The organism is Ensifer sp. 22521, assembly GCF_052044795.1.
Lineage (GTDB): Bacteria > Pseudomonadota > Alphaproteobacteria > Rhizobiales > Rhizobiaceae > Ensifer.
This window is the reverse complement of sequence record NZ_JBQENM010000008.1, coordinates 93,747-118,110: the sequence shown is the minus strand read 5'-3', so window position 1 is coordinate 118,110 and position 24,364 is coordinate 93,747. Positions and strand designations below refer to the sequence as shown.

Here is a 24,364-nt window from a genome sequence, read left to right as displayed (position 1 = left end):
TATGGCCTCTCCCCAAGTGACAGGAACGATCCGAACGGCCCCATGGACGACAACAGCGACCTCTTCTCAATGCCCGAGCAACCGAAGCCCGTACAGCCGAGCGCCAAACCGGCTGTGCCAGTGGCACCAGTCGCGCGCGAAGAGCCGCGCCCTGCCCCGAAGGGTAGCGACGGCAGCGACTACGATGCTTCGGCGATCGAGGTGCTCGAAGGGCTGGAGCCAGTTCGTCGTCGTCCGGGCATGTATATCGGCGGCACCGACGAGAAGGCGCTGCACCACCTCTTCGCCGAAGTCATCGACAACTCGATGGACGAAGCGGTCGCCGGTCATGCAAATTTCATCGAAGTCCACCTCGATGCCGACGGCTTCCTGACGGTCACGGACAACGGCCGTGGTATCCCGGTCGAGAACCATCCGAAATTCCCGGGCAAGTCGACGCTCGAAGTCGTCATGACCATCCTCCATGCCGGCGGCAAGTTCGACGGCAAGGCCTATGAGACGTCGGGCGGTCTTCACGGTGTGGGCGTTTCCGTCGTCAATGCGCTCTCCGATGCGCTCGAGGTCGAGGTCGCACGCAACCGCAAGCTCTACCGGCAGCGCTTCTCCCGCGGTATTCCGCAGGGTGGGCTCGAGGAACTCGGCGACGTGCACAACCGCCGCGGCACGCGCGTTCGTTTCCATCCGGACCCGGATATTTTCGGTCCGCACGCGCATTTCGAGCCCGGACGGCTTTTCCGCATGGCGCGCTCGAAGGCCTATCTCTTCGGCGGCGTCGAAATCCGCTGGTCCTGCGATCCGTCGCTGCTGCAGGAAGGCTCGGAGATCCCGGACAAGGCCGTCTTCCACTTCCCGGGCGGCCTGAAGGATTATCTTGCCGCCACACTCGGCAAGGAATTCACCGTCACCCGCGAGATCTTCGCCGGCAAGTCGGAGAAGGCCAACGGCCACGGCTCGCTCGAATGGGCCGTCACCTGGTACGGCGGCGACCAGCAGGTCCATTCCTACTGCAACACCATCCCGACGCCCGAGGGCGGCACGCACGAAGCGGGCTTCCGCATCGCGCTGACCAAAGGCCTGAAAAACTATGCCGAACTGACGCAGAACAAGCGCGCGTCGATCGTCACCACCGACGACGTGATGATCTCGGCGGCGGGCATGCTGTCGGTCTTCATCCGCGAACCGGAATTCGTCGGCCAGACGAAGGACAAGCTCGCGACGGTCGAGGCACAGCGCATCGTCGAAAACGCGCTCCGCGACCCCTTCGATCACTACCTTGCCGACAATCCCGGAGAAGCCGCCAAGCTGCTCGACTGGGTGGTCGAGCGCGCCGAAGAGCGCGTCCGCCGGCGCAAGGAAAAGGAAGTCAACCGCAAGACGGCAGTGCGCAAGCTGCGCTTGCCGGGCAAGCTTGCGGACTGCTCGCAGAACACGGCCGAAGGCGCTGAACTCTTCATCGTCGAAGGGGACTCGGCTGGCGGATCGGCAAAGCAGGCGCGCAACCGCGCCAACCAGGCGATCCTGCCGCTTCGCGGCAAGATCCTCAACGTCGCGAGCGCAGGCCGCGAAAAGCTCAGCGCCAACCAGCAGATCACCGACCTCATTCAGGCACTCGGCTGCGGCACGCGTAGCAAGTACCGCGAAGAGGATTTGCGCTACGAACGCATCGTCGTCATGACCGACGCCGACGTCGACGGCGCGCATATCGCCTCGCTGCTCATCACCTTCTTCTATCAGGAGATGCCAGAGCTCATTCGCGGCGGTCACCTCTATCTCGCCGTACCGCCGCTCTACCGCATCAGCCAGGGCTCGAAGACGCTCTATGCCCGCGACGATGCGCACCGCGAAGAACTGATGCGAACCGAATTCGCCGGTCGCGGCAAGGTCGAGATCGGCCGGTTCAAAGGTCTTGGCGAGATGCTGCCCGCGCAGCTCAAGGAAACGACGATGGACCCGAAGTTCCGCACGTTGCTCAAGGTGGAGATCGACGAGATTGATTTCGAGGGCACGCGCGAGGCGGTGGACAATCTGATGGGGACGAAGGCCGACGCCCGCTTCCGCTTCATCCAGGAGCGCGCCGTGTTCGCCGAAAACCTGGATATCTGATTGGGCGATGGATGCGAAGGCGCATGACGTTCTTGCGCGCCGCACTCCCTGAGCAATCAATTTTGAGAACGGCGGCCCTCGCGCCGCCGTTTTGATTTTCAGCTCACGGGACCACTCGGCGTGGCGAGATCATGCCGCCTGGCGAACAGGCTTTTCCATGAACAGGCTGAGCGGATCCGGCTGATAGTAACCAAAGGGCGGACGCTCGATATAGCCGGCCGCCTTGTAAAGTCCGATCGCTTCGGGCTGATAGATGCCGGTTTCGAGGCGAATTGCCGTGTAGCCGAGTTCACCTGCGCGCGCTTCCAGTGCCTGCAACAGCAGCTTGCCGAGCCTCAGCCCCCTCGCCTCCGGATCCACGAACATACGCTTGATCTCAGCCGTACCGTCGCCGGCCTCTACCAGGGCGCAGCAACCGACGATGTTGTCGTCACGCCGCGCCACAAAGAAGGAAACCCCCGGCTGCTCCAGGCTCGAAAGGTCGACCATGTGGTTGCTTTCGGCGGGATAGAGCGAAGCGGCATAGGCGTCGGAGAGTTCCAGCAGACGCACGACCTGCGCTTGGCGTGGCTGCTCCAGGGCTATGGTTACGGCAGGCAATTGTTTCGTCCTTGTCGATTTTAACTGTTTGCGGCCGGACGTTAGTGCCACCCGTACCGCCAGCCAATACGTCAAATGACGCAGGCGCGCCCGGTGCTACCCTATCAATCCGGCTAACGGGCTGAAACAATTTGTTCCCTATCACCTGCAACGCCGCCCTATTTCGGGGAGAATCGCACAGGCATAGGTTGATCGCATCACAACCTCCAGGGACCGACAGGATCACCATGCAAGCGGCGCTGATTGTCATGACCATTCTCGGCTGCGACCACGATGTCAGCCAATGCCAGTACATTTCGACGGTCAACGGCACATGGCCGTCGATCGCCCAATGCGACACGGACTCGCAGGCGCAACTACCGAAGTTCTCGAACGCCAACTATCCGGTCGTCGTCGCGGTTTGCGAAACCTCCGGCCCAGCCCTTGCCGACCTCACCCCACCACCGGTCGGCTCGCAACAGAGCCAGATGCCGCCCTCGCAGGTGACGGAACCGGAGCCGGAACAAAACCTGCCGAAACGGACGCTGGCTTTCCTGTCCGGCGCCATGCCGGACCGGGAGAAGCTCAAGACCATCGTCACAAAGCCGGTGCACTACATCGAAGACGGCTATTCCTGGGTCGCTCGCCGCTTCACCAACTAGCGGGCACGCTCACACCAGACAGTGCCGATCAGGCTTTCGGCGCTGGCCATGACCGCCTCTTCTTTGGTTCGTCGGCTGCCAGCCCAGAACGCGACGCGCCTTCTCGTTGGAAATGCGGGAGTCGCGTCCCAACTCCCGGACGATCAGGCGCAAACCGGCATCGAAGGGAGCAGCCAAGCCTGCCAGCCAGTTCGGCAGAATGAACTTCGGCAGCTTGGCGGCATGCGCGGGAAACGCACGGCGCAGAACGGACGCGATGTCGGCAATAGACAACGTCTCTCCAGCGATCAGAAACCGCTCGCCCGCCGCATCGGCAACGGTCATTGCCCTTAGATGGGCATCGGCGACGTCACGAACATCGACGACGGGTACGCCGAACTTCGGCAGAGCGGGATACCCGCCTTTCAGGAGGTTTCGAACCACGGCAACAGAGGTGCCGATCTCGCGCCCGAGCAGCGGCCCGAGGACCATGCCTGGATTGATGACCACCAACTCAAGCCCTTTTCCAGCCGCATAGTCCCATGCCGCGTGTTCCGCAAAGGTCTTCGAGCGGTAGTAGGGCGTCGCCAGCGGCGATTGCGGATCGGTCCAGTCGTCCTCGGTGTATGGCGCACGACCGGCCCCGTAGATGACCGCGGCAATCGAAGAGGTTAGAACGACACGGCGAACGCCGGCCGACCGGGCGGCTTTCAGAACGCGCAGCGTGCCGTCCAGCGCTGGTCCGATCAGATCGGCCTCGTCGGCAGGCAGACGCGCCGGAAACGGCGATGCCGTGTGCATGACATAGGAAACGCCAGCGAAGGCATCGGCCCAGCCTTTTTCGCCCAGCAGGTCCGCTTCAGCAAAACTCAGTTTGGCCGCCTCCGTGCCGCCGGCGGCGCGGATTGATCGTTCGATCTCCTCTGCGCGCGCTAGGTCCCGAACGGTGCCGCGTACGTCATAGCCCCGCCGCAACAAGAGGAGCGCGACGTGACGCCCGACAAAGCCGCCTATGCCGGTTACAGCAACGGTTGCGTCGGCCCTCGCGTTCATGCGTCAGTTCCTCATTGACCGCGAACCCGCAATCATCGGGCCGCCAGCAGTATTACGTCGCGGATACAATCCGCCGCAATAGAAGTCAGGCGGCCTGCCGCGCCGCAAGTTCCGCATAATTGCGAGCCGACTGCCGTTCCTCGGCAAATGCCAGGCGTTCGAGCAGATCGATCATCGCAGTATTGACCGAGGACGGGCTCTCATTCCGCAGCCGCGCGAGCAGCGCCGTGGAGACGGAAGCCGTGCTGTCGTTTCCAGCTGAAGTGTCCTGGCGCCAGAAAAGCACAGCCGCAGCAAAGGTTTCGCTGACATCGTGGCCGAGGCCGGCGCTCTCGAACAGAGCACGGATCGAATGAACGCGGCCGCCGGACAGGATGGAGCGCACGCGCTTCTCGCAAACGCCGGAGAGATCGACGATCGCGGCCGAGAAAAACTCCGCACGGCCGGTCACCAGCGCGTGCAGCAGGAAGGCTGGGGTCAGGCGGCCGGTCTCACGCAGATGCACCACGAGGCCAGGCAACTCGTCCACAGCCAGCGTCCCGGCCATGCCGACGGCAGCAATATCGCAAGCTTCCCGCATGATCCGCTGGACCCGGGCTTCGCCGATCGCCATCTGCACCAGGCCGAAGGCTGCCAGCGCCGCTCCCACCTCTTCCACCAGCGCGTGGCGGGCATCGCTTGGCAGGTCCGGCCGGGCAAGCAACAGGTCGCGCACGGCCGCGAAGCAGCCAAGACGCTCGGCAATGCGTTTCAACGATCGGCGCGACAGGTTGGCGCCGGCGTTTTCCAGGAGGATCAGAATTTCTTCCTCACCGCCGATTTCAGCGATTGCGGCCGATACGGCACGGGAGACGAAACTGCGCGCCGCGATCAGAGCGCGCGTTTCGAGCGTTCCCCTGGCAGCAAGGTCGACCAGATCCTCATCGGTCAGGACAGGCGAGCGGGATATGACGACATAGGCAATTTCCGGCTGGTCTTCGGCAAGGCCGAGAATGATGCCGCGCGGAACGGACGAGCAGCCACAAAGCGCATCAGCGAGTGCACGCCGAACCTTCGGCGACGGATCGTCGAGCAGGAAGGTCATCGCCATCTCAGCGGCGCGGCGATCGAGGCCATTCATCTGCGCGTCGACATAGGCGCGACCGAGCGCACTGGCGGCGCGGGTGCGTTCACCCGTTCTCGCCGTTTCCACCCAGCGAAGAAATGCTTGTATGATCACCTACGCCCCACTAGACCACGCCAATGCCACCGATGTTCAAACCCTAGCCGGCAAAGGTTTAAGATTGGTTCACCATGTCTGTTAACCGCTCCCAAACCATGAAGCCGTTGCTGATCGTTAAGGGTACGGCTCCGGCGATGGAAGTCGCTGTGCTCAATGCGCTCGCCGGTGTCATCATGGATATCGGTTGCGACACAGAAATAGTGCGCAGCATGGCGCGTTTGGCAGGCCGCAGCTTCGCCCTTCTTGCGCGCGTCGAACCGCTGGAGCGGCTGGACGAAGAGGCATTGAACCGGCTGCTCGACAGCGGTGTCGACGGTATCGTGCTTTCCGGATGCCGCGGGCGCGCCGACATACAACGGCTCGACGTGATGTTGCGGGTTGCGGAAGCCGCCAACGGTACCGCGCCCAACCGTATTCGGATCTATGCGGAATACGGCGGCTCGCCGGGAGGCCTATTATCGCCCAATCCGCTGACAGGTTCGTCGTCCCGCCTGGAAGCGCTGATCTTCAACGGTGCAGCGTTGGCCAAGTCCCTTGGCTGTCTGGAGCCGACCAGCGCTCCCCATCAACGCGTCGCAGCGCCGATCCTTGCCGGACGAGCATATGTGGTCCTGAGGGCGTGCGAAGCTGGTGTGCCCGCCTATGAGGTGCTACCTGCTGCCACCCCCGACGAAGCCGCGACACGGTGGGCGCATTCACTGAGCCGGGACAACGGCTTTGCCTCGGTCGTTTGCAACTCGATCGAACAGGCAACGATCGTAAGCAACACGTGACCTATCAGGCGCGCAAAGTCGCTGATCTCAGAGGGTCGGGCGTGTCATCTGGAAGACGTCGCCGCCGTCGCAATAGTCCATGTAGCCGAGACGGGCGAGCGGCCTGACCGTCGCCATGTCGAAGCGGCCATCGCGGATTGCTTCCTCGCGGATATGAATGCCGACGACCTGGCCGATGACGACATAGTTGTCGGACACTTCGCCATCCAGGCCCTTCGGTTGAAACATCTCCGTCATCCGGCACTCGAGCGCAGCAAAGGCCTCACCGACGAACGGCGCCTTCACCAGAGTGCCGTCGACTGGCGTGAGCCCGGCGATCTCGAATTCACTCTCACCGTGCGGCGCGGGAATTGACGTCTTGTTCACAGCCTCGGCAAGACTGCGGCTGGCGAAGCTCGCCGTGAACTCACCGGTTGCTTCGATGTTGCGGACCGAATCCTTGTAGCCGCTCGATGAGAACATCACGAGCTTCGGCCGATCACTGATGGCATTGAAGAAAGAATAGGGCGCGAGGTTATGCGAACCGTCGCGCCCACGCGTGCCGATCCAACCGATCGGCCGCGGCGAGACGATGGCCTTGAAGGGGTCATGCGGCAAGCCGTGACGATTCGAGGCCGTATCGTAGAACATCAGGCGCCCTCGCCAACCCAGGTGACGATCTCTTCAAGCTCGGGCCTCGGCCGCTCCGTCGGCGGCACCATCGCAGTGCCGATATGAATGAAGCCGGCTGGCTTCTCACCCGGCTTGACGCCCAGCAAGGGATAGGCGCGCTCGTCGAAGGCAAACCATTCGGTCAGCCAGTTGGAGGCGTAGCCAAGTGCGTTTGCGGCCATCAGCAGGTTGAGGCACACGGCACCGGCAGACATCTGTTGCTCCCATTCCGGAATCTTGAAGTGCGGCGCAGCCGTGCTGACCACGGCGACCACGACCGGCGCCCGCGTCAGCCGCGTTTCCTCGACCTTGATCATTTCTTCCGAGAGATCGGGCTTCACTGCGAGCGCCATAGCCTTCAGCTCGGCGCTGATGCGCGCCCGCTCCTCACCGCGGTAGACGATAAAGCGCCAGGGTGCGAGCTTGCCGTGGTCCGGGACGCGGGAGGCGAGCTTCAACATCTCCTCGACCTCGGCCTTGCTGGGGCCGGGTTCGCCCATCTGGAATGCGGGGATCGAGCGACGGGACGCGAGATAATCAACAAGCTTAATTTCGGTTTTCATGTCGGATGAATTCCACTAATTTGCCGCAGCATCGGCAGCCACGAAAATGCCATATCGGCGTCCCAAGTGGAGTCACTCAGTCAGGAAGTCAACTGCTCTCATGCGTGCATGCTCTCGTATTTTCCTCAGAACCGGACTCGCGATCCTTGTCGCCGGCGCTGCTGCAGGAAGCGTGCTTGCTGAGGATGCAACGCAGGCCTTCGAGAGCTTTCCTTCGATCGCCGGCCCGCGCAAGATGCCGAAGCTTACGGGCTTCAGCCCAATGACGACGGATCCGATCGCCGACGGTACCTTGAGGGATGTCAAGCTCGAAGCGCTGCTCACTGAGAAAGGCGCCCCCGTCGAGGCCGGCCTGACCTGGCGCGTGTTCAGCCCGATCCCCGGAAGCGACGGCAAGCTGCCGCTTCTTGCAACGTCGGAAGGTGGATCGACGGCGTTCAACGTCGTGCCGGGCGATTATTTCGTCAACGTTTCCTTCGGACGTGCGTCCGCGACACGCAAGATCCGCGTTCCCCAGGAAGGCACGCTCGAAAAGCAGGTTCTGGTCCTGGATGCGGGCGGCATCAAGCTGAACGCCGTCTCCGGCAGCGATGTGCGCATACCACCGGCCGAACTCAGCTTCTCCGTCTATTCTGCCGATACCAAGAGCGACGGCGAACGGGCGCTCATCATGTCGGATGTGAAGCCGAATACGGTGATCCGACTCGGTGCCGGAACCTATCATGTGACCTCGAGTTACGGTGCCACCAACGCCTCGACGGCCGCCGACATCCAGGTTGAAGCCGGCAAGCTGACGGAAGCGACCATCCAGCATCGCGCCGCCAAGCTGACGCTCAAGCTCGTCTCTGAGCCCGGCGGCGAAGCGATTGCCAACACCGCATGGACGATCCTGACGTCCGCGGGCGACACGGTGGACGAAGAAAACGGCGCCTTCCCGACGCTGGTTCTGCTCGAAGGCAGCTACTCCGCCGTCGCACGCTACAAGGACAAGATCTACGAACGCGACTTCACCGTGAAGGCCGGCGTCAACACGGATGTGGAAGTGCTGCTCAGCAGCGGCGGCAACGACGCGAGTACCAATCCGGGCGCAATCTCCGACGCGGCCGACTAGGATCTTCTTCCAGCATCAACCAACTGACGCTACGTCAGCCTACCCGTCTCATGAACCGCCGGCGCGGCGGCGCCATGGAGAAGACCGCTTCATAGATGCGGGCCAGCAAATCCTTGCGATCGCCACAGGCACCGAGGTCCTCCGGCGTCAGCACACGGCCGATGCGCGCTGCGATCGTCGTGCCGGACAGACGGCGGAACTCGCGGATCAGCAGCGACAGCCTCAACGTCAGTGAAATCTTGCTCGCCAGGTGGAAAAAGGGACCGTTCTGTCCCTCGAAGTAGATCGGGATGACGCTCGCCCGCGCAGCCTGGATCAGCTTCGCCGGAAAGATCTTCCAGGGCAGGTCCTCGGCGCGGCCGAAACCCTTCGGCGCGGTCGCCACACCGCCGGCGGGAAAGATCACGATCGTCACACCTTCCTTCAGCAGGCGCAGCGCCTCATGGCGTGTCGCCATGTTGACCGCGAGCGCCTCCTTCGTCTCCTCGAACGACACCGGCAAGGAATAGGGCGCCATTTCTGGCACCTTCAGCAGTTCGTTGTTGATGAGCACACGGAACGGGCGGCCGAGCTGTTCGGCAAGCGCCAGCACAGCGATGCCGTCGCCGATGCCGAAGGGATGATTGGCGATGATGACGATCGGCGTGTCGGGCAAGTGCCGCGGCGGCCACTCACCCTGGGTTCGCAGCTTCACATCGATGAGCTGCAGCATCTCGCCGAAGACCCGATCGCTCTTGCCGACGATGTCGGACCGCCAGCGCGTGTAAAGCTTTGCGTAGCGATTGCGACCCGACAGACCTTCGATGGAGCGAATGAACCAGCGCTTCAGGCGCCGGTCGTTTTCATTGGCGTAGGACAGCTCTTTGAACTGCACGGACATCTCCGATGGATATAATCTTATCCGGATATTCCGCTAATATGACAGTTTGCTGACAAAGCAAGTGCCCGGGGGTTCAACCCCGGGCTTTCTTTTCCGCCTTGCGCTTGAGATCCGGCGCCATCGCCTCGAAGGCGAGCGAGGAAATTGCCTCGTCGAGCGACATCGCGGTCTGGGCCTGGGAGCCGAGACGGCGGATGTTGACCGAACGCTCTTCGGCTTCGCGCTTGCCGCAAACAACGATGACCGGAACCTTGGTCACCGAATGTTCGCGGACCTTGTAGTTGATCTTCTCGTTGCGGAAGTCGGTCTCGACGGTGAGGCCGGCGTCACGCAGGAGCTCGGCAACCTCGCGACCATAGTCGTCGGCTTCCGAGGTGATCGTTGCGACCACCACTTGCAGCGGCGAAACCCAAAGCGGCATGTGGCCGGCGAAGTTCTCGATCAAGATCCCGAGGAAGCGCTCCATCGAACCGCAGATGGCGCGGTGGATCATCACCGGCTGGCGCTTTTCCGATTCCTTGTCGATATAGAAGGCACCGAACCGCTCTGGCAGGTTGAAGTCGACCTGGGTCGTGCCGCACTGCCATTCGCGGCCGATCGCGTCCTTCAGCGTGTATTCGAACTTCGGACCGTAGAAAGCGCCCTCGCCCGGCAGGATGCCAGTCTTGATGCGGCCTTCCGACTGCGCCTCGATCGTCTTCAACACGTCCATCATCACGCTTTCGGCGCGATCCCACAGCTCGTCGGAGCCGACGCGCTTGTCCGGACGGGTGGAGAGTTTGACCACCACTTCCTTGAAGCCGAAGTCCTCGTAGACCGAGAGGATGAGGTCGTTGATGCGCAGGCATTCAGCCGCCATCTGCTCGTCGGTGCAGAAGACGTGGGCATCGTCCTGGGTAAAGCCGCGCACGCGCATCAGGCCGTGTAGAGCACCGGAGGGCTCGTAGCGGTGAACGTTGCCGAATTCGGCCAGGCGAACCGGAAGCTCGCGGTAGGACTTCAGGCCATGCTTGAAGATCTGGATATGGCCCGGGCAGTTCATCGGCTTCAGCGCGAAGACGCGATCGTCGTCGGTTTCATCGCCGGCAACCGTCACCTTGAACATGTTGTCGCGGTACCAACCCCAGTGACCCGAGGTTTCCCACAGCGACTTGTCGAGCACCTGCGGCGCATTGACTTCCTGGTAGGTGTTCGCAAGCCGACGGCGCATATAGGCCGTCAGCGTCTGGAACATGCGCCAGCCCTTGCCGTGCCAGAAGACGACGCCCGGACCCTCTTCCTGGAAATGGAACAGGTCCATTTCGCGGCCAAGGCGGCGGTGATCGCGCTTCTCGGCCTCGGCGAGCACGTGGAGATACTGGTCCAGCTCTTCCTGGGTGTGCCAGGCGGTGCCGTAGATGCGGGTCAGCATCGCGTTGTTGCTGTCGCCGCGCCAATAGGCGCCGGCCACCTTCATCAGCTTGAAGGCGGTGCCGATTTGACCGGTCGAGGCCATGTGCGGACCGCGGCAAAGATCGAACCAGTCGCCCTGGTAATAGATCTTGAGATCCTGTCCCTCGGGGATCGCATCGACGAGCTCGACCTTGTAGGCCTCGCCCTTGTCGGCAAAGACCTGCCGTGCCTTTTCGCGCGACCAGACTTCCTTGGTGAAAGGCTTGTTGCGGGCGATGATCTCCTTCATCCGCTTTTCGATGAGCGGCAGATCATCCGGCGTGAAGGGCTCGTTGCGGGCGAAGTCGTAGTAGAAGCCATTGTCGATGGCCGGACCGATAGTCACCTGCGTTCCCGGCCACAGTTCCTGCACGGCCTCGGCCATCACGTGTGCGGCATCGTGACGGATAAGCTCAAGCGAACGCTTGTCGTCGCGCACGACGATCTCGAGCCGGCCATTGGTCACCGGATCGGACAGGTCGCGCAGCTCGTCGTCGAGCGCAATCGCGACCGCCTTCTTGGCGAGCGATTTCGAAATCGATTCTGCCACGTCGCGGCCGGTCGTGCCGAAAGGATATTCGCGCACCGAGCCATCTGGAAATGTAAGGGAAACAGGATTCGACATGATGATCTCCTATCCAGTCCCGCCAACGAATGCGGGTGGTATGGTTGACCGGAAACGACCGGTGAATTGACGATACAGCGTCGCATCCGTCAGACGCGCAAAGGTCGCTGTAGTGCTTTGGATTGCCGCATGTTTTGCCCTAGGCCGAGACGACCCAGGAAAACACGCCGTAGCCTGATAAAGGGTTTTCGAAAGTGAGTAAAGGCGAAGGCTGCGACAGAGCCTAGCCGCGCAGCATCTCGGCGAGCCCCTTGACGGTGTTCCAGTTGCGAAACGTCCCGATGCCCAAACGCTTGGTCGTCATTGCACCCAGCAGTTTCGATTTGCTGGCCTTGCCGGGAAAATGCACCCAGAGATCGCCGTCAACGATTGCCAGACGTTCCCCAGCGACGCAGTAACGCTGAAGTCCTTCGAGCGCGGGTTCGGTGAGCGGGTCGCGCATCACGCGGACATGCACGCGCGTGGCATCCTCTTCGCCTTCGTCGTGAAATGGATTGGATGCCGCGAGCTTCAGCCAACCGGCACCGGAACGAACAATGATGTCGACATGCCGACCGAATGTCTCGGAGAAGGCCTTCTCAAGCGGCGATTCTAAGTCGCCGATGGACGTTTGTCCGGTCTCGAACACGAGATTGCCTGTCGCAACCAGGGTTCGCGGCGAGCGATAGCCGAGGCCTTCGGCCATCTCTCTGAGATCGACCATCACGACACGTCGCCCGGCACCAAGAACAATGCTGTAAAGCAAGGCAACGTAGCTGTTCATCCACCCTCCCTTCAGGCTCGCCAGAAATCGGCAGCGCCTGCCGGAAGCCGGGCAAGAACCCGGTCGAGCTTCACCTCATCGAGGTTGCGACGCAAGGCGCCAGCCACGTCGGCAATGGCGCTGTCGGGGGAAATATTGTGATCCGGCCGCAGCGACTGCACCTCGCGGGTCATGGCGATGCGGCCCGAAAACGGGACCCTCGGTTCTTCGAGGTCCCATTCAGCCACGAAGATCGCGCGTAGCACCGGCGGCAAGACATCCGCGAACAGGATGGCATCCTCCAGCTCCAGCCGCCGGCGAAACGTCTGCAGCACGGCCTGCACCATCGTGTAGGCCTGGTTCGTCGTCTGCAGCCCGGCAAGGTCGCGCGCGTCGACGATGAAACGCTCGAAATCCGCGGAGGCCTGACGGTATTCCATCGGCATGGTCATGGGGGTCATCCAGCCTTCGGCCGCGGCCGCCAGTAGCGCCACGGCGCGTACCAGGTCAGGCGAGCTTCAAGCCGCTCCGGCACCGGATCGAAGCCGTGCGTCCCGCCCGGGCCGCAGCGCGCCACGCGAAACAGCGTCATCCACCCTCCGGCCCAGAAGCCATGGCGGGCGATTGCCTCATAGCCGTATTCCGAACAGGTCGGCAGGTGCCGGCACGAATTGCCGATGAAGCTCGAAAGCGTGAGCTGATAGACGCGGATCAGCGTCATCCCGATCAGCCGCCCTGGCGTCTTGCGAAACGGACCATCCCAGTTTCGGCCACGCACTGCAGGCTTCGCACCGTTGTCCGGCGTATGCCGACAATTCGGTTCGCCGCACATGTCAGACGGCCGCGAGCAGTCGCTTGGCCTCGATCTGCTCGATGGCATCGACGACGGCATCAAAGGTCAGCATCGTCGACGCGTGACGCGCCTTGTAATCCTTCACCGGACGCAGGAAGCGCATATCCTCGAAGCGCCCGGATGGGCCCTCGCCGTCCGCCTTCAACATGGCAAGCATGTCCGCGCGCGCCTGTCGGATTTCTTCCGCGCCGGCGCCGACGACATGGCGCGCCATGATCGAGGACGAGGCTTGGCCGAGCGCGCAGGCCTTCACGTCATGGGCAAAATCGGTGACCACGTCGCCGTCCATCTTCAGCCAGATATGCACTTTCGAACCACAGAGCTTCGAGTGCGCGGTCGCGTCCGCGTCGGCGTCGGCAATCGTTCCGATGCGCGGAATATTGCCGGCAAATTCGAGAATTCGGCTGTTGTAGATGTCATCCATCATTTGACGCGATCCGGCTGATTTTTCGCGGTTTTGAGTGATCGACGCATGATTTTCTCCGGTAGGCAGGAAAAAAGCACGACGCGACACGCTCCGCCTCTTTCATCTCTGTGGCACCATACTATATGCTATGTCGTGTTGGGGCGACAGTTCCGCAAGAGGAACAATGTCGCCTGTTGTTTGGGAAACCGTGCCGGAAGGTCCAGTGCACTGCTAAGCCAGGACCGGAAAGCCCCGGAGCCCGCCGACGGAACCCAAGCCTGCAGGGTTAGGCGAATGGCCAGTGGCGAGTTGTCCGAAAGATAAAACGTCAAGCAATCCCGTATTGCTAAAAGAGGCCATTATGGACGCCATAGTGAAGAATTTTCCCGTGCTCGACGATGCGAGCGGCCGCCCGACCCAGAAGGAGGCCGAGGAAGCCGTGCGCGTTCTCCTGCGCTGGGCCGGTGAAGACCCGGAACGCGAAGGGCTGCTGGACACGCCGGCGCGCGTCGCCAAGTCCTACCGCGAGCTTTTCAGCGGCTATGATCTCGCTGCCGAAGACGTACTCGGACGGACCTTCGAGGAAGTCGCCGGCTACGACGACATGGTACTCGTCAAGGACATCCCGTTCTATTCGCATTGCGAGCATCACATGGTGCCGATCATCGGCAAGGCGCATGTCGCCTATCTGCCGAATGGCCGCGTGCTCGGCCTTTCCAAGATCGCCCGGGTGGTCGATATCTATGGCCGCCGGCTGCAGACGCAGGAATCGATGACGGCGCAGATCGCCAAGGCGATCGACGAAACGCTTGCCCCGCGCGGCGTCGCGGTGATGATCGAAGCCGAACATATGTGCATGGCGATGCGTGGCGTGCAGAAGCAAGGCTCGACAACGCTAACCACCACATTTACGGGTACGTTCCAGACGGAACCGGCTGAACAGGCCCGGTTCATGACGATGCTCAGGGGCTTCAAGTAAGGCTCCGACAGACGGAGCCTTTCCATGACGCTCACCTTCGACGCTCCCTCCTCCAACAAGGCTGAACTGGAAACCGGTCCGGCCTTCACCCCGCGCTTCGATGAAAAGGGGCTGATCACGGCTGTCGTCACGGATGCGCGGGACGGTGAGCTTTTGATGGTCGCCCACATGAACGCCGAGGCCCTGGCTTTGACGATCGAGACGGGTGTCGCGCACTATTACAGCCGTTCGCGCAAGAGCCTCTGGAAGAAGGGCGAAAGCTCCGGCAACCTGCAGACGGTCAAGGAGATCCGCACCGATTGCGACCAGGATGCGATCTGGTTGAAAGTGTCCGTCGCCGGTCACGACGCCACCTGCCATACCGGCCGCCGGTCCTGCTTCTACCGCATGGTCGGCGCCGAAAACGGCAAGGCCATGGTCGAAATCACCGACGACCATAGGCACTTCGACCCCGCAGAAATCTATGATAAAAATTAAGCATCGCGCATCTTTTTGGTGCGGGCACATGCTATATTTATCTTTTGGAAACCAAGCGAGCGCCTAATCCTTTGGCAAGGATGCGGCGCTACGAGGGAACGGCAACGTTCCCGGCTGTATTGCAAACTGTATCCAATGTTTATCGATCCTGCCGCAATCGGCGACGGGATCGGTGATATACCTAAGAACGGTGCCAGTCTTTCAGCAATGGACAGGACGAGGCCGGCACCTGCGCCGGCTTGGCGGAGCCTCCCCAGGACGCGTGCAAGAAATTGCGTTCCTTCAGGATCGAATCCGATCCCTGAAAGTTAAGTCAGTCGTGAATTACCACAGCGACCTTCGCGCATCTTCATCGACGTGTCGCGCTGCGGAGTATTCGGCGGTGTTGGAGGTGCCGGATGTTGAATTGGACTTTTACGCGTAGCAACCAGATTGCAGATCTGTCCGGCCCGGACGGCACATCGATTTCAACAACACCACCAGAACCTGCGACACCTCCGCAGAGACCGAAGATCGCAATTGCCCTTGGGGGCGGCGCCGCGCGCGGCTGGGCCCATATCGGCGTGCTGCGAGCGCTCGACGAAGAAGGCATCGAAGTTGGCATGATTGCGGGCACCTCGATCGGCGCGCTCGTCGGCGGTTGCTATCTTGCCGGCAAGCTCGACGAACTCGAGACCTTCGCACGCTCCCTCACCGTCCGGCGGATTGCGGGACTGCTCGATTTCGCTATTGGCGGCGGCGGTCTCTTTGGCGGACTGAGGCTGACCAAGCGCATGCAGGAGCATCTGCAGGGACTTAGCATCGAAAGCCTCGACAGGCCATTCATTGCCGTTGCGACCGAAGTGCATAGTGGGCATGAGGTTTGGCTCGAAAAAGGATCGCTCATCACCGCGATCCGCGCTTCCTACGCCTTGCCCGGCATCTTCGAGCCGATCAAGGCGAACGGACGCACGCTCATCGACGGCGCGCTCGTCAACCCCGTCCCGGTCTCTGTCTGCCGCGCTCACGAGCAGCAGCTCGTCGTCGCCGTGAACCTCAACTACGAGCTCTATGGCCGCTCAGCCGTCGTCAAACACAGCGCCGGCATGGGGACGCCGGATGCCCCGGCGCAGGAAAAGGAAGCGACCCTTCACTCCCGCCTCGGCATGACCGGCGTGATGGTTCAGGCCTTCAACATCATCCAGGATCGTATTTCCCGTGCTCGTCTTGCCGGCGACCCTCCGGACCTGGCTTTGCACCCCAAGCTCAACGATATCGGCCTATCGGAGTTTCACCGTGCAGGTGAGGCGATCGACCGAGGCTACCACGAAGCGAAGGCCAAGCTCGTGGAGATCCGCCGGATGCAGGACGCCCTCGTGCGCTGACGAGCGATCTTCCGTCGATCTGTTGCGGGCTATCCGCGCAGCGATTGTGCGCGGGGTCGTTGTCCCATTACGGGGAATGCGTCGCGAACCGCAAGCAGGCCGCATCGCGCCATAAGACCTTGCCGCCCGATCGCTACAGCGCCGCGCGCCTTATCAGACACGCAAAGGTCGCTGCAGCACTTTGATTTTCTGCATGTCTTTGTCCTTAAATCGAGGTCGATTTAAGGAGACATGCAGTAGGCACGAACAGGGCAAAGTACCTGAGGTGGATAAGGGGGCGGCGCAGGCTGCCTTCCCATTTAGCCGGCGATATAGGCCTTGATCTGCTCGGTCTCGTGCTCGATCGCACGGATGTGGTGTTTGATCACGTCGCCGATCGAAACAATGCCGGCGAGCTGGCCATTTTTTTCGACCGGCAGGTGGCGGGCCCTGAGCTTGCTCATCATTTCCATCAGGGCCTGAACGGACATTTCCTCGGTGCAGCAGTAGACATTTTGCCACATGACGGCCGCGACCGACCTTTCGAGACAGGTCGCTCCCTGCTTGGCGATCGCTGCGACGATGTCGCGCTCGGTGAGGATGCCTGCGATCTGATCATCCGCATCGACGATGATGACCGCACCGATATGATTGTCACGCAAGAGAATGGCAGCCTGTTGGACTGTCATCTGCGGGCCGACCGTTACGACGTTGCGACCCTTTTCATCGAGTATTGCTTTTACTGACATGCGCACATCTCCCGTTGCGACAACTCCGGGTCGGCAGGGCAAGGTCCAGCCGTCTCTCGTGCGGTACGGTCGGGCGATGGAACCTGTACCCTGGCCGCTTATGATCGCCTGCCCGCGTGCTCCTCAGACGCGGACGGGCTTTCTATACCCGGCCTTCACGGGCCGCCTAGCCTTTCGACAATCGGCGACCGTAACAAATGGTGCGCCAGCGCTCCGGGGAAATCAAGCGCTCACAAGCGCCGTCCGCCGATCTTTCGACGTCGTCAGTCGCGGGGGTCGAAAAGGCCGAAGAGAAGGAAGCCGAAGAGGAAGCCGCCGATATGCGCTTCCCAGGCGATGCTACCCGCCCCCTCAGGCGTGAACATGCCGAGCCCGATCAGAAAGTTGGTGAGGAACCAGATCCCGGCGAACATCACGACAGAGCGATTTGCCAGCGCCTCACTGACGGGCAGCCGCCGGTTGAGATGGGCAAATTGCCGGCTGATCCGCCCGCTTGGCGAAAAGACGAAGCGCGCCGCCGCGCCCATGAAACCGGAAACGACGCCCGAGGCACCGACGACCACGATCATCTCGCCCCAGTGAAATGCCGTGTGCAGCGCAACTGCGGCCGCAGCCGAAAGGCACCAGAATACCGCAAGCCGTCCCATGCCGATGCGGCGCACGAACGGCGCACCGAAAGCGACCATCCAGAAGATATTGAAGATCAGGTGCTCCCAGCTGCCATGCAGGAACGAATAGGTAATGGGGCTCCAGAGCCAGGCGAGCCCCTGCTCGGCCAGGGGATGATCGTAGCGCGCCGGCAGAAAGGCGAAGTTGAAGATGATCTCCTGATCGATCGCAGGCGGCAGAACATAGGTGCGCAAGGCATGAATGGCGATCAGAAACAGCAGAATGCCGGTAAGTCCGGCCGGCAGATTGAAGGCAGGCTCACGTGACGGACTGGCGGCGCTGTCCCGGTCCGTCTCCGGTGGCGTTGCCGTCTGATCTCGTTCCATGGTTGCTGCTTTCTCCATCGATTGGCCCGTTCGATCGCATTCGATCGAGGCGATGGCATGACATCGCGGGATTCGGACCGGACTGGGGCGACCAGCCATAAGCAAACAAAAAAAGACCGTCCAGTAAAAACTGAACGGTCGCCAAGCTCAGATCCGAGCTCCAGTTCAAGTGCCGAAGCCAACGCTTCGTGAAGTCATGTCTTTCAGTGCCAGTCGCAGTGCTCCAGCGCAATCGAAACCATTCGTTAACCTTAATTTCGAGCTGGCATGCTTTTCGCTCCATTGATCTCAAGACCGCAATGATCGGCCAAACATGTGCCAGACCGGCACAAGCGGGCCGCAGAAATGGAATGAACGCAAGATGCGCAGCAAGACGACCATGGAGCTTTTCCGATACTGGAACACCATTCGCGGCAAGCGCGACCTTCCCTGTCGGGACGAACTCGAGCCGGGGGACATCCGCGCACTGTTGCCCAACCTGTTCATTCTCGAGCGTGATCGCAACGGCATCTCGTTTCGTCTTGGGGGAACCCATGTCTGCGCACTCTTCGGCCTTGAACTGCGCGGGCGACAATTCGGCATGCTGTGGCTGAACTCGCAGGCTGCCAAGACGCAGCGCATCGCCGGCCAGGTGATGACGCACCGGGTGCCTGTGATGCTGTCCGCCAAGGGGCGCACAGCCGATGCGCGCGAGGTCGAGGTCGAAATGCTGCTGTTGCCGCTCGCCTCAACCGAGGGTGCAAGCGACCGAATCCTTGGCGCGCTCTCGCCACTTTCCCGCCCGTACTGGTTGCATGCGACATCGGTGGAAGGCCTCGACGTCACCGGCATGAAAATCCTCGACCCCGACCGCACAGCCGTGTTTCGCGAAGAGCCGGCGGTGGAACACGTCTCCCCGCGTGCAGAATCCCGCGCTGGCGAAGGGTTTTTGGGAGAGTCCCGTCGCGTCGGACATCTTCGCATTCTGGAGGGCGGACGACGCGAATGATCGCTGCTGCTGTCCCGGGTTGGCCACGCGGACCAACCGCAGGACGAACATTCTATTAACCCGAACGTTCTAAACTCTGCCTGCCAAAATACGTCATGCAGAGTCACCATGTTCTCATTCCAGCACGCTCAGAATACCGCTCCGAAGCCGCATCACGAAGGTGCGTTCCAGCGCGTTTCCGTGAACCTTGCTGGACGGCTGATGCTGGCCAATCGCGACGAATATGATTGCACCGCCGTCGACATGTCGCCGGGTGACGTGCTGCTTTCCTCCCCGGCACGGCCGCGGGCGGGTGAGCGCATCATCGCCTATATCGACCATGTCGGCCGCCTTGAAGGCACCGTGTCGCGCATCGCCGACGATGCCTTCGTGATTCAGCTCAACGCCACCGAACGCAAGCGCGAGAAGTTGGCTGCGCAGCTCACCTGGATCGCCAACAAACACGAACTCGGTCTGCCCGAGGATCGGCGCCACGACCGCCTTGCGCCGCGCAAGACGTCAACCGAGCTGACGCTGGACACCGGCGAAAAATTCCCTTGCCGCATCATCGACCTCTCGCTCTCCGGCGCGGCCGTCGATATCGAGAACCGCCCGCCGATCGGCACCCCGGTCCTGCTCGGCAACATGAAGGGCAAGATCGTTCGCCATTTCCAGGAAGGCTGCGCCATCGAGTTCTCGGGCGTACAGTCGCGCGAAGCATTGACGGAATTCCTCTAAGGGCGTGTCCGCGCGACCCTCACTGGCCTACCCCGATCAAGATCGTTGCCTTGTCACCCCGATCGCGCACCAGCCCCCTGAGGCTCCGCGCCACTTCTTACGCGTGATTGCGGGCCGCCCCGATATGCGCAACGACAGACCAGCCAATCGCTGGCCCGATCCTGCGGCACGAAACCAACCTTGGCTTTCACAGTAGACCTGCCCCACGGGCCGCGACGACGCTGTCCGCGCGGACTGGGCGACCGGCATCGCCTCGCTGACGACGACTGCTTCATTTCGGAACATCTCGATCCGACCGCGACTTCTGACCGCAAATATTTTTTCGAACAAATTCAAGGCGCGACGCTTATTTGAAGTCGAAAAGCGACGACAAGATCGACGTCATCCGCCCCTGGCGCGACGCATCGCGACCGCGATTTTCCGGCAGCCACTGCTCCTGTCGCTCTGCGGATCGGCATAGGTCTATTGATTACAATCGCTTACATCGTCAAGGAAACATGAATGGAAGATCGCTCCGTCGAGAAATCGATAAAATTTGACTCAAATTCGATTTAAATAAAAATCAAATTCTATTCTTGTTTTATTCTTATACGACTTTCATTTGTACTTGTTTTTAGTTCGCAAGTTCGCGAGCGATAAAAACGTCTGTGCCATTGTCGAACCACAACGGGGAGACAATCATGCTCAAGACAATCACCAAGATGATCGCGGTTGCGGTCCTTTTCACCGGCGGTCTGATCGAAACGGCGCTGGCGCTTCCGGCCAACATGGTCGTCACCGGTGCAACCAACCCGCCGATCGGTCACTACGAGTTCTGCAAGATCTATCCGTCGGAGTGCACCTCCAACGGTAAGGACCGCGGCCCGATGATGCTGACGCGCGAAGGCTGGCAGAAGATTCTCGAGGTCAACTACGACGTCAATCAGGCGGTCACCCCGATGACCGACATGGAAATTCATGGCGTCGAGGAGAAGTGGTCCTATCCGGACACGGTTGGCGACTGTGAAGACTATGTCCTCTTGAAGCGCCGCAAACTGATCGAGAACGGTTTCTCTCCGTCGGACCTCCTGATCACCGTCGTTCTGCAACCGAACGGTGATGGCCATGCCGTTCTCACCGTGCGCACTGACCGTGGCGACTTCATTCTCGACAACATGCGCAACAAGGTGCTGCTGTGGTCGGACACCGAATACACCTACCTCAAGCGCCAATCGACCGAACACTCCGGTCGCTGGGTCAAGCTCCAGGACGGCCGCACCGTCGCCGTCGGCAGCGTACGGACGCAGTAAGCACAGAAGACATCGGAGGCGGCGCGCCTTTCGCAGCAGCCTCCACCATTCCAGGGCACCGGTCATAAACATCCCCGTCCAGACCGAGCCTCGGCCGGTTCCGCGTCCCTCGGAACCGGCCGTTTTTATGACCGGCATTCCCGGCGCTAAACCGTGTCGCGATCTTTCTTTAAGTTTTTGATGTTTCGCAGCTCGAGGGGGAATTCACAGAAAATTAACCATCCTCGACCAGCGTCGGGCAAGCGACGTCGTCCATCCTACGATGCGCGGGAATGCGTGAGCCGAACAACGGACCGCCGGGGTTCGGCCATCGCGACGGGACAGCCCAACGATGAGCAGCTCTTCAAACGACATTCACGAACCGGAGCTCCGACCGCTGCTGTCGCCCGGCTTCGTCTACCGGGTGATGGCAGCGGTCGCGGTGCTTGCGGCGCTGACCGCTGCCATCTCATTTGCAGGGCGCTGGTTCGGCGAAAACCTCGCCCTTGCCGGCCACACCGCGAGCAACGAGCTTTTCGACATCTTCATCGGCCAGGATCACTTGCGCCTGCCGGCCAACATGATCCGCTTCGAGGCACAACGAGCCACCTCGATCGTCGAGCGCGTCGATCTCTACCTGACCTGGCCGGGGCTCGAAGGTTACAGCGCCCGGAGCCGGGCACTCTTCAACAATGTTGACGCACCCGAAAGCCTCCTTTTCCTGCAGATTTCCCAAAGCACGATGTCGCGCGACATGTCCGGGCGGCTGGAGCCGATCTATTCGCAGGTCTTCGACGGCGCGCCCACGGCTGGCCCGGCCGGGCTGACGGAGCACGCAGTCAAGCCGACATCCAGCTATGCGGGCGAAGTGTTCTTTACCGCTGAGACGAGCACCCAGGCGCCCTACGTGGTGCGCTGCCTCGGCCCACAATCCATCTCGACCAGCGCCGATTGCCAGCGCGACATTCACGCCGGAAAGGACCTCGCCGTGCTCTACAGATTCTCCAACAAACTGCTGCCGCAGTGGCGCGAAATCGACCAAGCGATCACCGCCTTCGTCAAAAACCGTCTCGTGCCCTGATTTCGTCTAACTGGTGTGGTGCAGGCAGCCTGCCGCACCATTGCGCTACACCGGCATCGCCCTTGTACAAATGCGTTCGATTCCGGAAACCAATCATTCATCATAAACCGATTGGTAACGCTATGCCGATACTGTCTCGAGAACGGTCGTTCCCGGAGGCGGCGTCCGGACAACCCCATGACATGAGAATAAAGAGTAGCGTAGTGTCCCAATCCGGTTTTTTTGATCTCGCGAAGCGCCCGTTCGGTGCTCTTTCAAAGATGGTAGGACGGGTCGTCCTTGCGGGCGCCATTGCATCGGCCGCCTTTGCCGCACCGGCCTTCGCCGCCTCGAACTATGCCAATCCGAAATATTCGGGCATCGTCGTCGATGCCAAGACCGGCAAGATTCTTTACGGCGAGGATGCCGACGAACTGCGCTATCCCGCGTCTCTCACCAAGATGATGACGCTCTATCTGACCTTCGAAGCGCTCGAAGCCGGTCGGATCACGAAGTCCACCTCCATCCCCTTTTCGAAAAACGCTTCCGCCGAGCCGCCATCGAAGCTTGGTGTGCGTGCCGGACAGTCGATCACCGTCGAACAGGCGATCCTTTCGCTCGTCACCCGCTCGGCCAACGATGCGTCGACGGCGCTCGGTGAATATCTCGGCGGTTCGGAGCAGCGTTTTGCCCGCATGATGACGAACAAGGCCCGGGCGCTCGGCATGACGCGCACGACCTATCGCAATGCCAACGGCCTGCCCGACCCGGAACAGCGCACGACCGCGCGCGACCAGGCTCGTCTCGGCCTCGCGCTTCGCCAGCATTTTCCGCAGTATTACGATTACTTCTCCACCCGCAGCTTCCGTTTCGGCAAGCAGACGATCGGCAATCACAACCGCCTGCTCGGCAATGTCCGCGGCGTGGATGGCATCAAGACCGGTTACACCCGCGCGTCGGGCTTCAATCTCGTGACCTCGGCTCAGCTCGAGGGTCGCAGCATCGTCGCCGTCGTCATGGGCGGCAGCTCCGGCGCCAGCCGTGATGCGCAGATGCGCCGGCTCGTCGCCAAGTACATGCCGTCGGCATCGCGGCGTGGCGACGGCAATCTGATTGCCGAGACCAAGCCTACTCCCGTTCCGGCTGAAGAGACCCAGGTTGCAGAGGCGGCTCCCGTTGCGGATACGCCTGTCGTCGCGGCCGCGGCCAGCGGTCACGACCTGCCCAACACCGGACCGGTTCCTGGCATCCGCTATAACGGCGAAAGCGCGAGCAGCGTACAGATGGCCTATGCCGGCAACAAGCGCGCGTCGGACAACCCCGTTCTTTCCCCGAAGATCGTTCCCAACACGCTCGACGCACAGAGCCTGAAACTCCGTCAGCCTGTCGCCGCCGGCATGGTTGACACCCAGATCACCAATTCCGTTCCGAAGAAGGCCGACGCGGTTGCGAAGGCCGAACCGGCCGAAGCCGCAAAAGCCGAACCGATGCCGGCGCAGCCGCAGGGCTGGGTCATCCAGATCGGCGCAACGCCGGACAAGGATCAGGCCATGACCCTTCTCGGCAACGCCAAGGACAAGGGCGGCAAGGCACTTCGCGATGCAAAACCCTTCACTGTCGCTTTCGGCCAGGTCTATCGCGCCCGTTTCGGCGGCTTCGACGACCAGAATGCAGCGGTCAATGCCTGCAAGGCCCTGAAGAAGAAAGGCATCTCCTGCTGGGCGAGCCAGCAGTAAGGTCAAAAGATTTGGCGGCCGGATGTGTTTGTTTTCCGGCCTCCTTCCTCGGATTTGTACAGCGTAACGAGGTTAATCATGGCGATGAACGAAAACGTTCCGGGTGTCACCCCGCTGCCGGGACGGCGCGCCAAGCCGTCGCGCATCAACCTGCATCCCCTGCACGAGGCGGCCATGCGCATTGCCGATCTCGGGCTGAACCGATCGAAGGCGAAGACGCGCGATCTGGTCGGGATGCTCCTGACGCACGGCGCCCGCGCCTGGCGGTCGACGCAGCCGCGTGCCGGCATTCATCTTCACGTGACGGGGCCGAACCGGCGCCATCCCCTGAAAATGCGGATCACCTGAACGTTCATGAAATTCCGAAAGGCGGCCTGTGCCGCCTTTTTTCTTGTTGCGACACCGCCGCAACCATGCGC

At 61.5% G+C, this 24,364-nt stretch carries 26 protein-coding genes; 13 read left to right on the top strand and 13 right to left on the bottom strand.

What is annotated here, in order from left to right; translation table 11 throughout:
• The first annotated feature begins 42 nt into the window (after nucleotides 1-42).
• Nucleotides 43-2,103 carry a DNA topoisomerase IV subunit B gene (gene parE / locus ACTJKE_RS13920; RefSeq protein ID WP_058328558.1) on the top strand — a complete coding sequence of 687 codons (2,061 nt, stop codon included), beginning with the start codon at nucleotides 43-45 and terminating at the stop codon, nucleotides 2,101-2,103.
• Nucleotides 2,104-2,232: 129 nt separating this feature from the next.
• Here the strand turns inward: parE and ACTJKE_RS13915 are convergent, their stop codons facing one another.
• Entirely contained in the window at nucleotides 2,233-2,703 is a 471-nt protein-coding gene (locus ACTJKE_RS13915; RefSeq protein WP_110878312.1) for a GNAT family N-acetyltransferase, read from the bottom strand.
• A 227-nt stretch (nucleotides 2,704-2,930) separates the two neighbouring features.
• On the opposite strand from ACTJKE_RS13915, the gene ACTJKE_RS13910 reads away from it, so the two are divergent.
• Entirely contained in the window at nucleotides 2,931-3,344 is a 414-nt protein-coding gene (locus ACTJKE_RS13910; RefSeq protein ID WP_112995924.1) for a hypothetical protein, read from the top strand.
• A gap of 9 nt (nucleotides 3,345-3,353) precedes the next feature.
• Here ACTJKE_RS13910 and ACTJKE_RS13905 read toward each other — a convergent pair whose 3' ends face one another.
• Both ACTJKE_RS13905 and ACTJKE_RS13900 read right to left on the bottom strand, forming a co-directional pair.
• The gene (locus ACTJKE_RS13905) at nucleotides 3,354-4,376 is read right to left on the bottom strand and encodes an SDR family oxidoreductase (RefSeq protein ID WP_348272249.1); all 1,023 of its coding nucleotides are present in this window, start codon (nucleotides 4,374-4,376) and stop codon (nucleotides 3,354-3,356) included.
• 85 nt (nucleotides 4,377-4,461) lie between these two features.
• Nucleotides 4,462-5,595, bottom strand: coding sequence for a DUF2336 domain-containing protein (locus ACTJKE_RS13900; RefSeq protein WP_057255631.1), 1,134 nt, complete (start codon nucleotides 5,593-5,595; stop codon nucleotides 4,462-4,464).
• 74 nt (nucleotides 5,596-5,669) lie between these two features.
• On the opposite strand from ACTJKE_RS13900, the gene ACTJKE_RS13895 reads away from it, so the two are divergent.
• Entirely contained in the window at nucleotides 5,670-6,371 is a 702-nt protein-coding gene (locus ACTJKE_RS13895; RefSeq protein ID WP_113478417.1) for an aldolase, read from the top strand.
• Nucleotides 6,372-6,398: 27 nt separating this feature from the next.
• Here the strand turns inward: ACTJKE_RS13895 and ACTJKE_RS13890 are convergent, their stop codons facing one another.
• Together ACTJKE_RS13890 and ACTJKE_RS13885 are read right to left on the bottom strand one after the other, a co-directional pair.
• Complete coding sequence (locus ACTJKE_RS13890) at nucleotides 6,399-7,001, bottom strand: flavin reductase family protein (protein WP_057255629.1); 603 nt, start codon at nucleotides 6,999-7,001, stop codon at nucleotides 6,399-6,401.
• On the bottom strand, nucleotides 7,001-7,585 hold the full coding sequence (locus ACTJKE_RS13885; RefSeq protein ID WP_057255628.1) for a nitroreductase family protein: 585 nt from the start codon (nucleotides 7,583-7,585) through the stop codon (nucleotides 7,001-7,003). The genes ACTJKE_RS13890 and ACTJKE_RS13885 overlap by 1 nt, the downstream gene beginning before the upstream one ends.
• Nucleotides 7,586-7,685: 100 nt before the next feature.
• Here ACTJKE_RS13885 and ACTJKE_RS13880 point away from each other — a divergent pair, with 100 nt between their 5' ends.
• Nucleotides 7,686-8,696 (top strand): hypothetical protein, encoded by a 1,011-nt coding sequence (locus ACTJKE_RS13880; protein ID WP_093232361.1) that lies wholly within the window; start codon nucleotides 7,686-7,688, stop codon nucleotides 8,694-8,696.
• A gap of 34 nt (nucleotides 8,697-8,730) precedes the next feature.
• Here the strand turns inward: ACTJKE_RS13880 and ACTJKE_RS13875 are convergent, their stop codons facing one another.
• The 6 genes from ACTJKE_RS13875 to ACTJKE_RS13850 form a co-directional block, all read right to left on the bottom strand.
• Nucleotides 8,731-9,570, bottom strand: coding sequence for a lysophospholipid acyltransferase family protein (locus ACTJKE_RS13875; RefSeq protein WP_058328570.1), 840 nt, complete (start codon nucleotides 9,568-9,570; stop codon nucleotides 8,731-8,733).
• Nucleotides 9,571-9,649: 79 nt separating this feature from the next.
• Nucleotides 9,650-11,632, bottom strand: coding sequence for a threonine--tRNA ligase (gene thrS, locus ACTJKE_RS13870; RefSeq protein WP_440691922.1), 1,983 nt, complete (start codon nucleotides 11,630-11,632; stop codon nucleotides 9,650-9,652).
• 223 nt (nucleotides 11,633-11,855) lie between these two features.
• The gene (locus ACTJKE_RS13865; protein WP_057255625.1) at nucleotides 11,856-12,395 is read right to left on the bottom strand and encodes a DUF1697 domain-containing protein; all 540 of its coding nucleotides are present in this window, start codon (nucleotides 12,393-12,395) and stop codon (nucleotides 11,856-11,858) included.
• A gap of 11 nt (nucleotides 12,396-12,406) precedes the next feature.
• Nucleotides 12,407-12,835 (bottom strand): DUF2267 domain-containing protein, encoded by a 429-nt coding sequence (locus ACTJKE_RS13860; protein ID WP_057255624.1) that lies wholly within the window; start codon nucleotides 12,833-12,835, stop codon nucleotides 12,407-12,409.
• Nucleotides 12,832-13,206, bottom strand: a complete 375-nt coding sequence (gene yidD, locus ACTJKE_RS13855; RefSeq protein WP_057255623.1) for a membrane protein insertion efficiency factor YidD — start codon at nucleotides 13,204-13,206, stop codon at nucleotides 12,832-12,834. Before yidD ends, ACTJKE_RS13860 begins: the two co-directional genes overlap by 4 nt.
• A gap of 1 nt (nucleotide 13,207) precedes the next feature.
• Nucleotides 13,208-13,654 (bottom strand): iron-sulfur cluster assembly scaffold protein, encoded by a 447-nt coding sequence (locus ACTJKE_RS13850; protein WP_057255622.1) that lies wholly within the window; start codon nucleotides 13,652-13,654, stop codon nucleotides 13,208-13,210.
• A 340-nt stretch (nucleotides 13,655-13,994) separates the two neighbouring features.
• Between ACTJKE_RS13850 and folE the strand changes: the two genes are divergently transcribed.
• The 3 genes from folE to ACTJKE_RS13835 all read left to right on the top strand — a co-directional run bounded on the left by folE (nucleotide 13,995) and on the right by ACTJKE_RS13835 (nucleotide 16,453).
• Nucleotides 13,995-14,612 carry a GTP cyclohydrolase I FolE gene (gene folE, locus ACTJKE_RS13845; RefSeq protein WP_057255621.1) on the top strand — a complete coding sequence of 206 codons (618 nt, stop codon included), beginning with the start codon at nucleotides 13,995-13,997 and terminating at the stop codon, nucleotides 14,610-14,612.
• 24 nt (nucleotides 14,613-14,636) lie between these two features.
• Nucleotides 14,637-15,089, top strand: coding sequence for a phosphoribosyl-AMP cyclohydrolase (hisI, locus tag ACTJKE_RS13840; protein WP_057255620.1), 453 nt, complete (start codon nucleotides 14,637-14,639; stop codon nucleotides 15,087-15,089).
• A 398-nt stretch (nucleotides 15,090-15,487) separates the two neighbouring features.
• On the top strand, nucleotides 15,488-16,453 hold the full coding sequence (locus ACTJKE_RS13835) for a patatin-like phospholipase family protein (RefSeq protein WP_057255619.1): 966 nt from the start codon (nucleotides 15,488-15,490) through the stop codon (nucleotides 16,451-16,453).
• Nucleotides 16,454-16,752: 299 nt separating this feature from the next.
• On the opposite strand, the gene ACTJKE_RS13830 is transcribed toward ACTJKE_RS13835, so the two are convergent.
• Both ACTJKE_RS13830 and ACTJKE_RS13825 read right to left on the bottom strand, forming a co-directional pair.
• Nucleotides 16,753-17,181, bottom strand: coding sequence for a CBS domain-containing protein (locus tag ACTJKE_RS13830; protein ID WP_057255618.1), 429 nt, complete (start codon nucleotides 17,179-17,181; stop codon nucleotides 16,753-16,755).
• A 263-nt stretch (nucleotides 17,182-17,444) separates the two neighbouring features.
• On the bottom strand, nucleotides 17,445-18,176 hold the full coding sequence (locus ACTJKE_RS13825) for a rhomboid family intramembrane serine protease (RefSeq protein WP_440639705.1): 732 nt from the start codon (nucleotides 18,174-18,176) through the stop codon (nucleotides 17,445-17,447).
• Between the two features lie 361 nt (nucleotides 18,177-18,537).
• Here ACTJKE_RS13825 and ACTJKE_RS13820 point away from each other — a divergent pair, with 361 nt between their 5' ends.
• The 6 genes from ACTJKE_RS13820 to ACTJKE_RS13795 all read left to right on the top strand — a co-directional run bounded on the left by ACTJKE_RS13820 (nucleotide 18,538) and on the right by ACTJKE_RS13795 (nucleotide 24,293).
• The gene (locus ACTJKE_RS13820) at nucleotides 18,538-19,164 is read left to right on the top strand and encodes a PAS domain-containing protein (protein ID WP_063891421.1); all 627 of its coding nucleotides are present in this window, start codon (nucleotides 18,538-18,540) and stop codon (nucleotides 19,162-19,164) included.
• Between the two features lie 108 nt (nucleotides 19,165-19,272).
• Nucleotides 19,273-19,881, top strand: coding sequence for a PilZ domain-containing protein (locus ACTJKE_RS13815; RefSeq protein ID WP_057255615.1), 609 nt, complete (start codon nucleotides 19,273-19,275; stop codon nucleotides 19,879-19,881).
• Nucleotides 19,882-20,561: 680 nt separating this feature from the next.
• Entirely contained in the window at nucleotides 20,562-21,170 is a 609-nt protein-coding gene (locus ACTJKE_RS13810) for a transglutaminase-like cysteine peptidase (RefSeq protein ID WP_058328550.1), read from the top strand.
• A gap of 331 nt (nucleotides 21,171-21,501) precedes the next feature.
• Nucleotides 21,502-22,230 carry a hypothetical protein gene (locus ACTJKE_RS13805; RefSeq protein WP_058320550.1) on the top strand — a complete coding sequence of 243 codons (729 nt, stop codon included), beginning with the start codon at nucleotides 21,502-21,504 and terminating at the stop codon, nucleotides 22,228-22,230.
• Between the two features lie 182 nt (nucleotides 22,231-22,412).
• Nucleotides 22,413-23,945 carry an SPOR domain-containing protein gene (locus ACTJKE_RS13800; RefSeq protein ID WP_058320549.1) on the top strand — a complete coding sequence of 511 codons (1,533 nt, stop codon included), beginning with the start codon at nucleotides 22,413-22,415 and terminating at the stop codon, nucleotides 23,943-23,945.
• Nucleotides 23,946-24,023: 78 nt separating this feature from the next.
• A complete protein-coding gene (locus ACTJKE_RS13795) occupies nucleotides 24,024-24,293 on the top strand; it encodes a hypothetical protein (RefSeq protein ID WP_058320548.1) in 270 nt (89 codons plus the stop codon).
• Nucleotides 24,294-24,364: the final 71 nt, after the last annotated feature.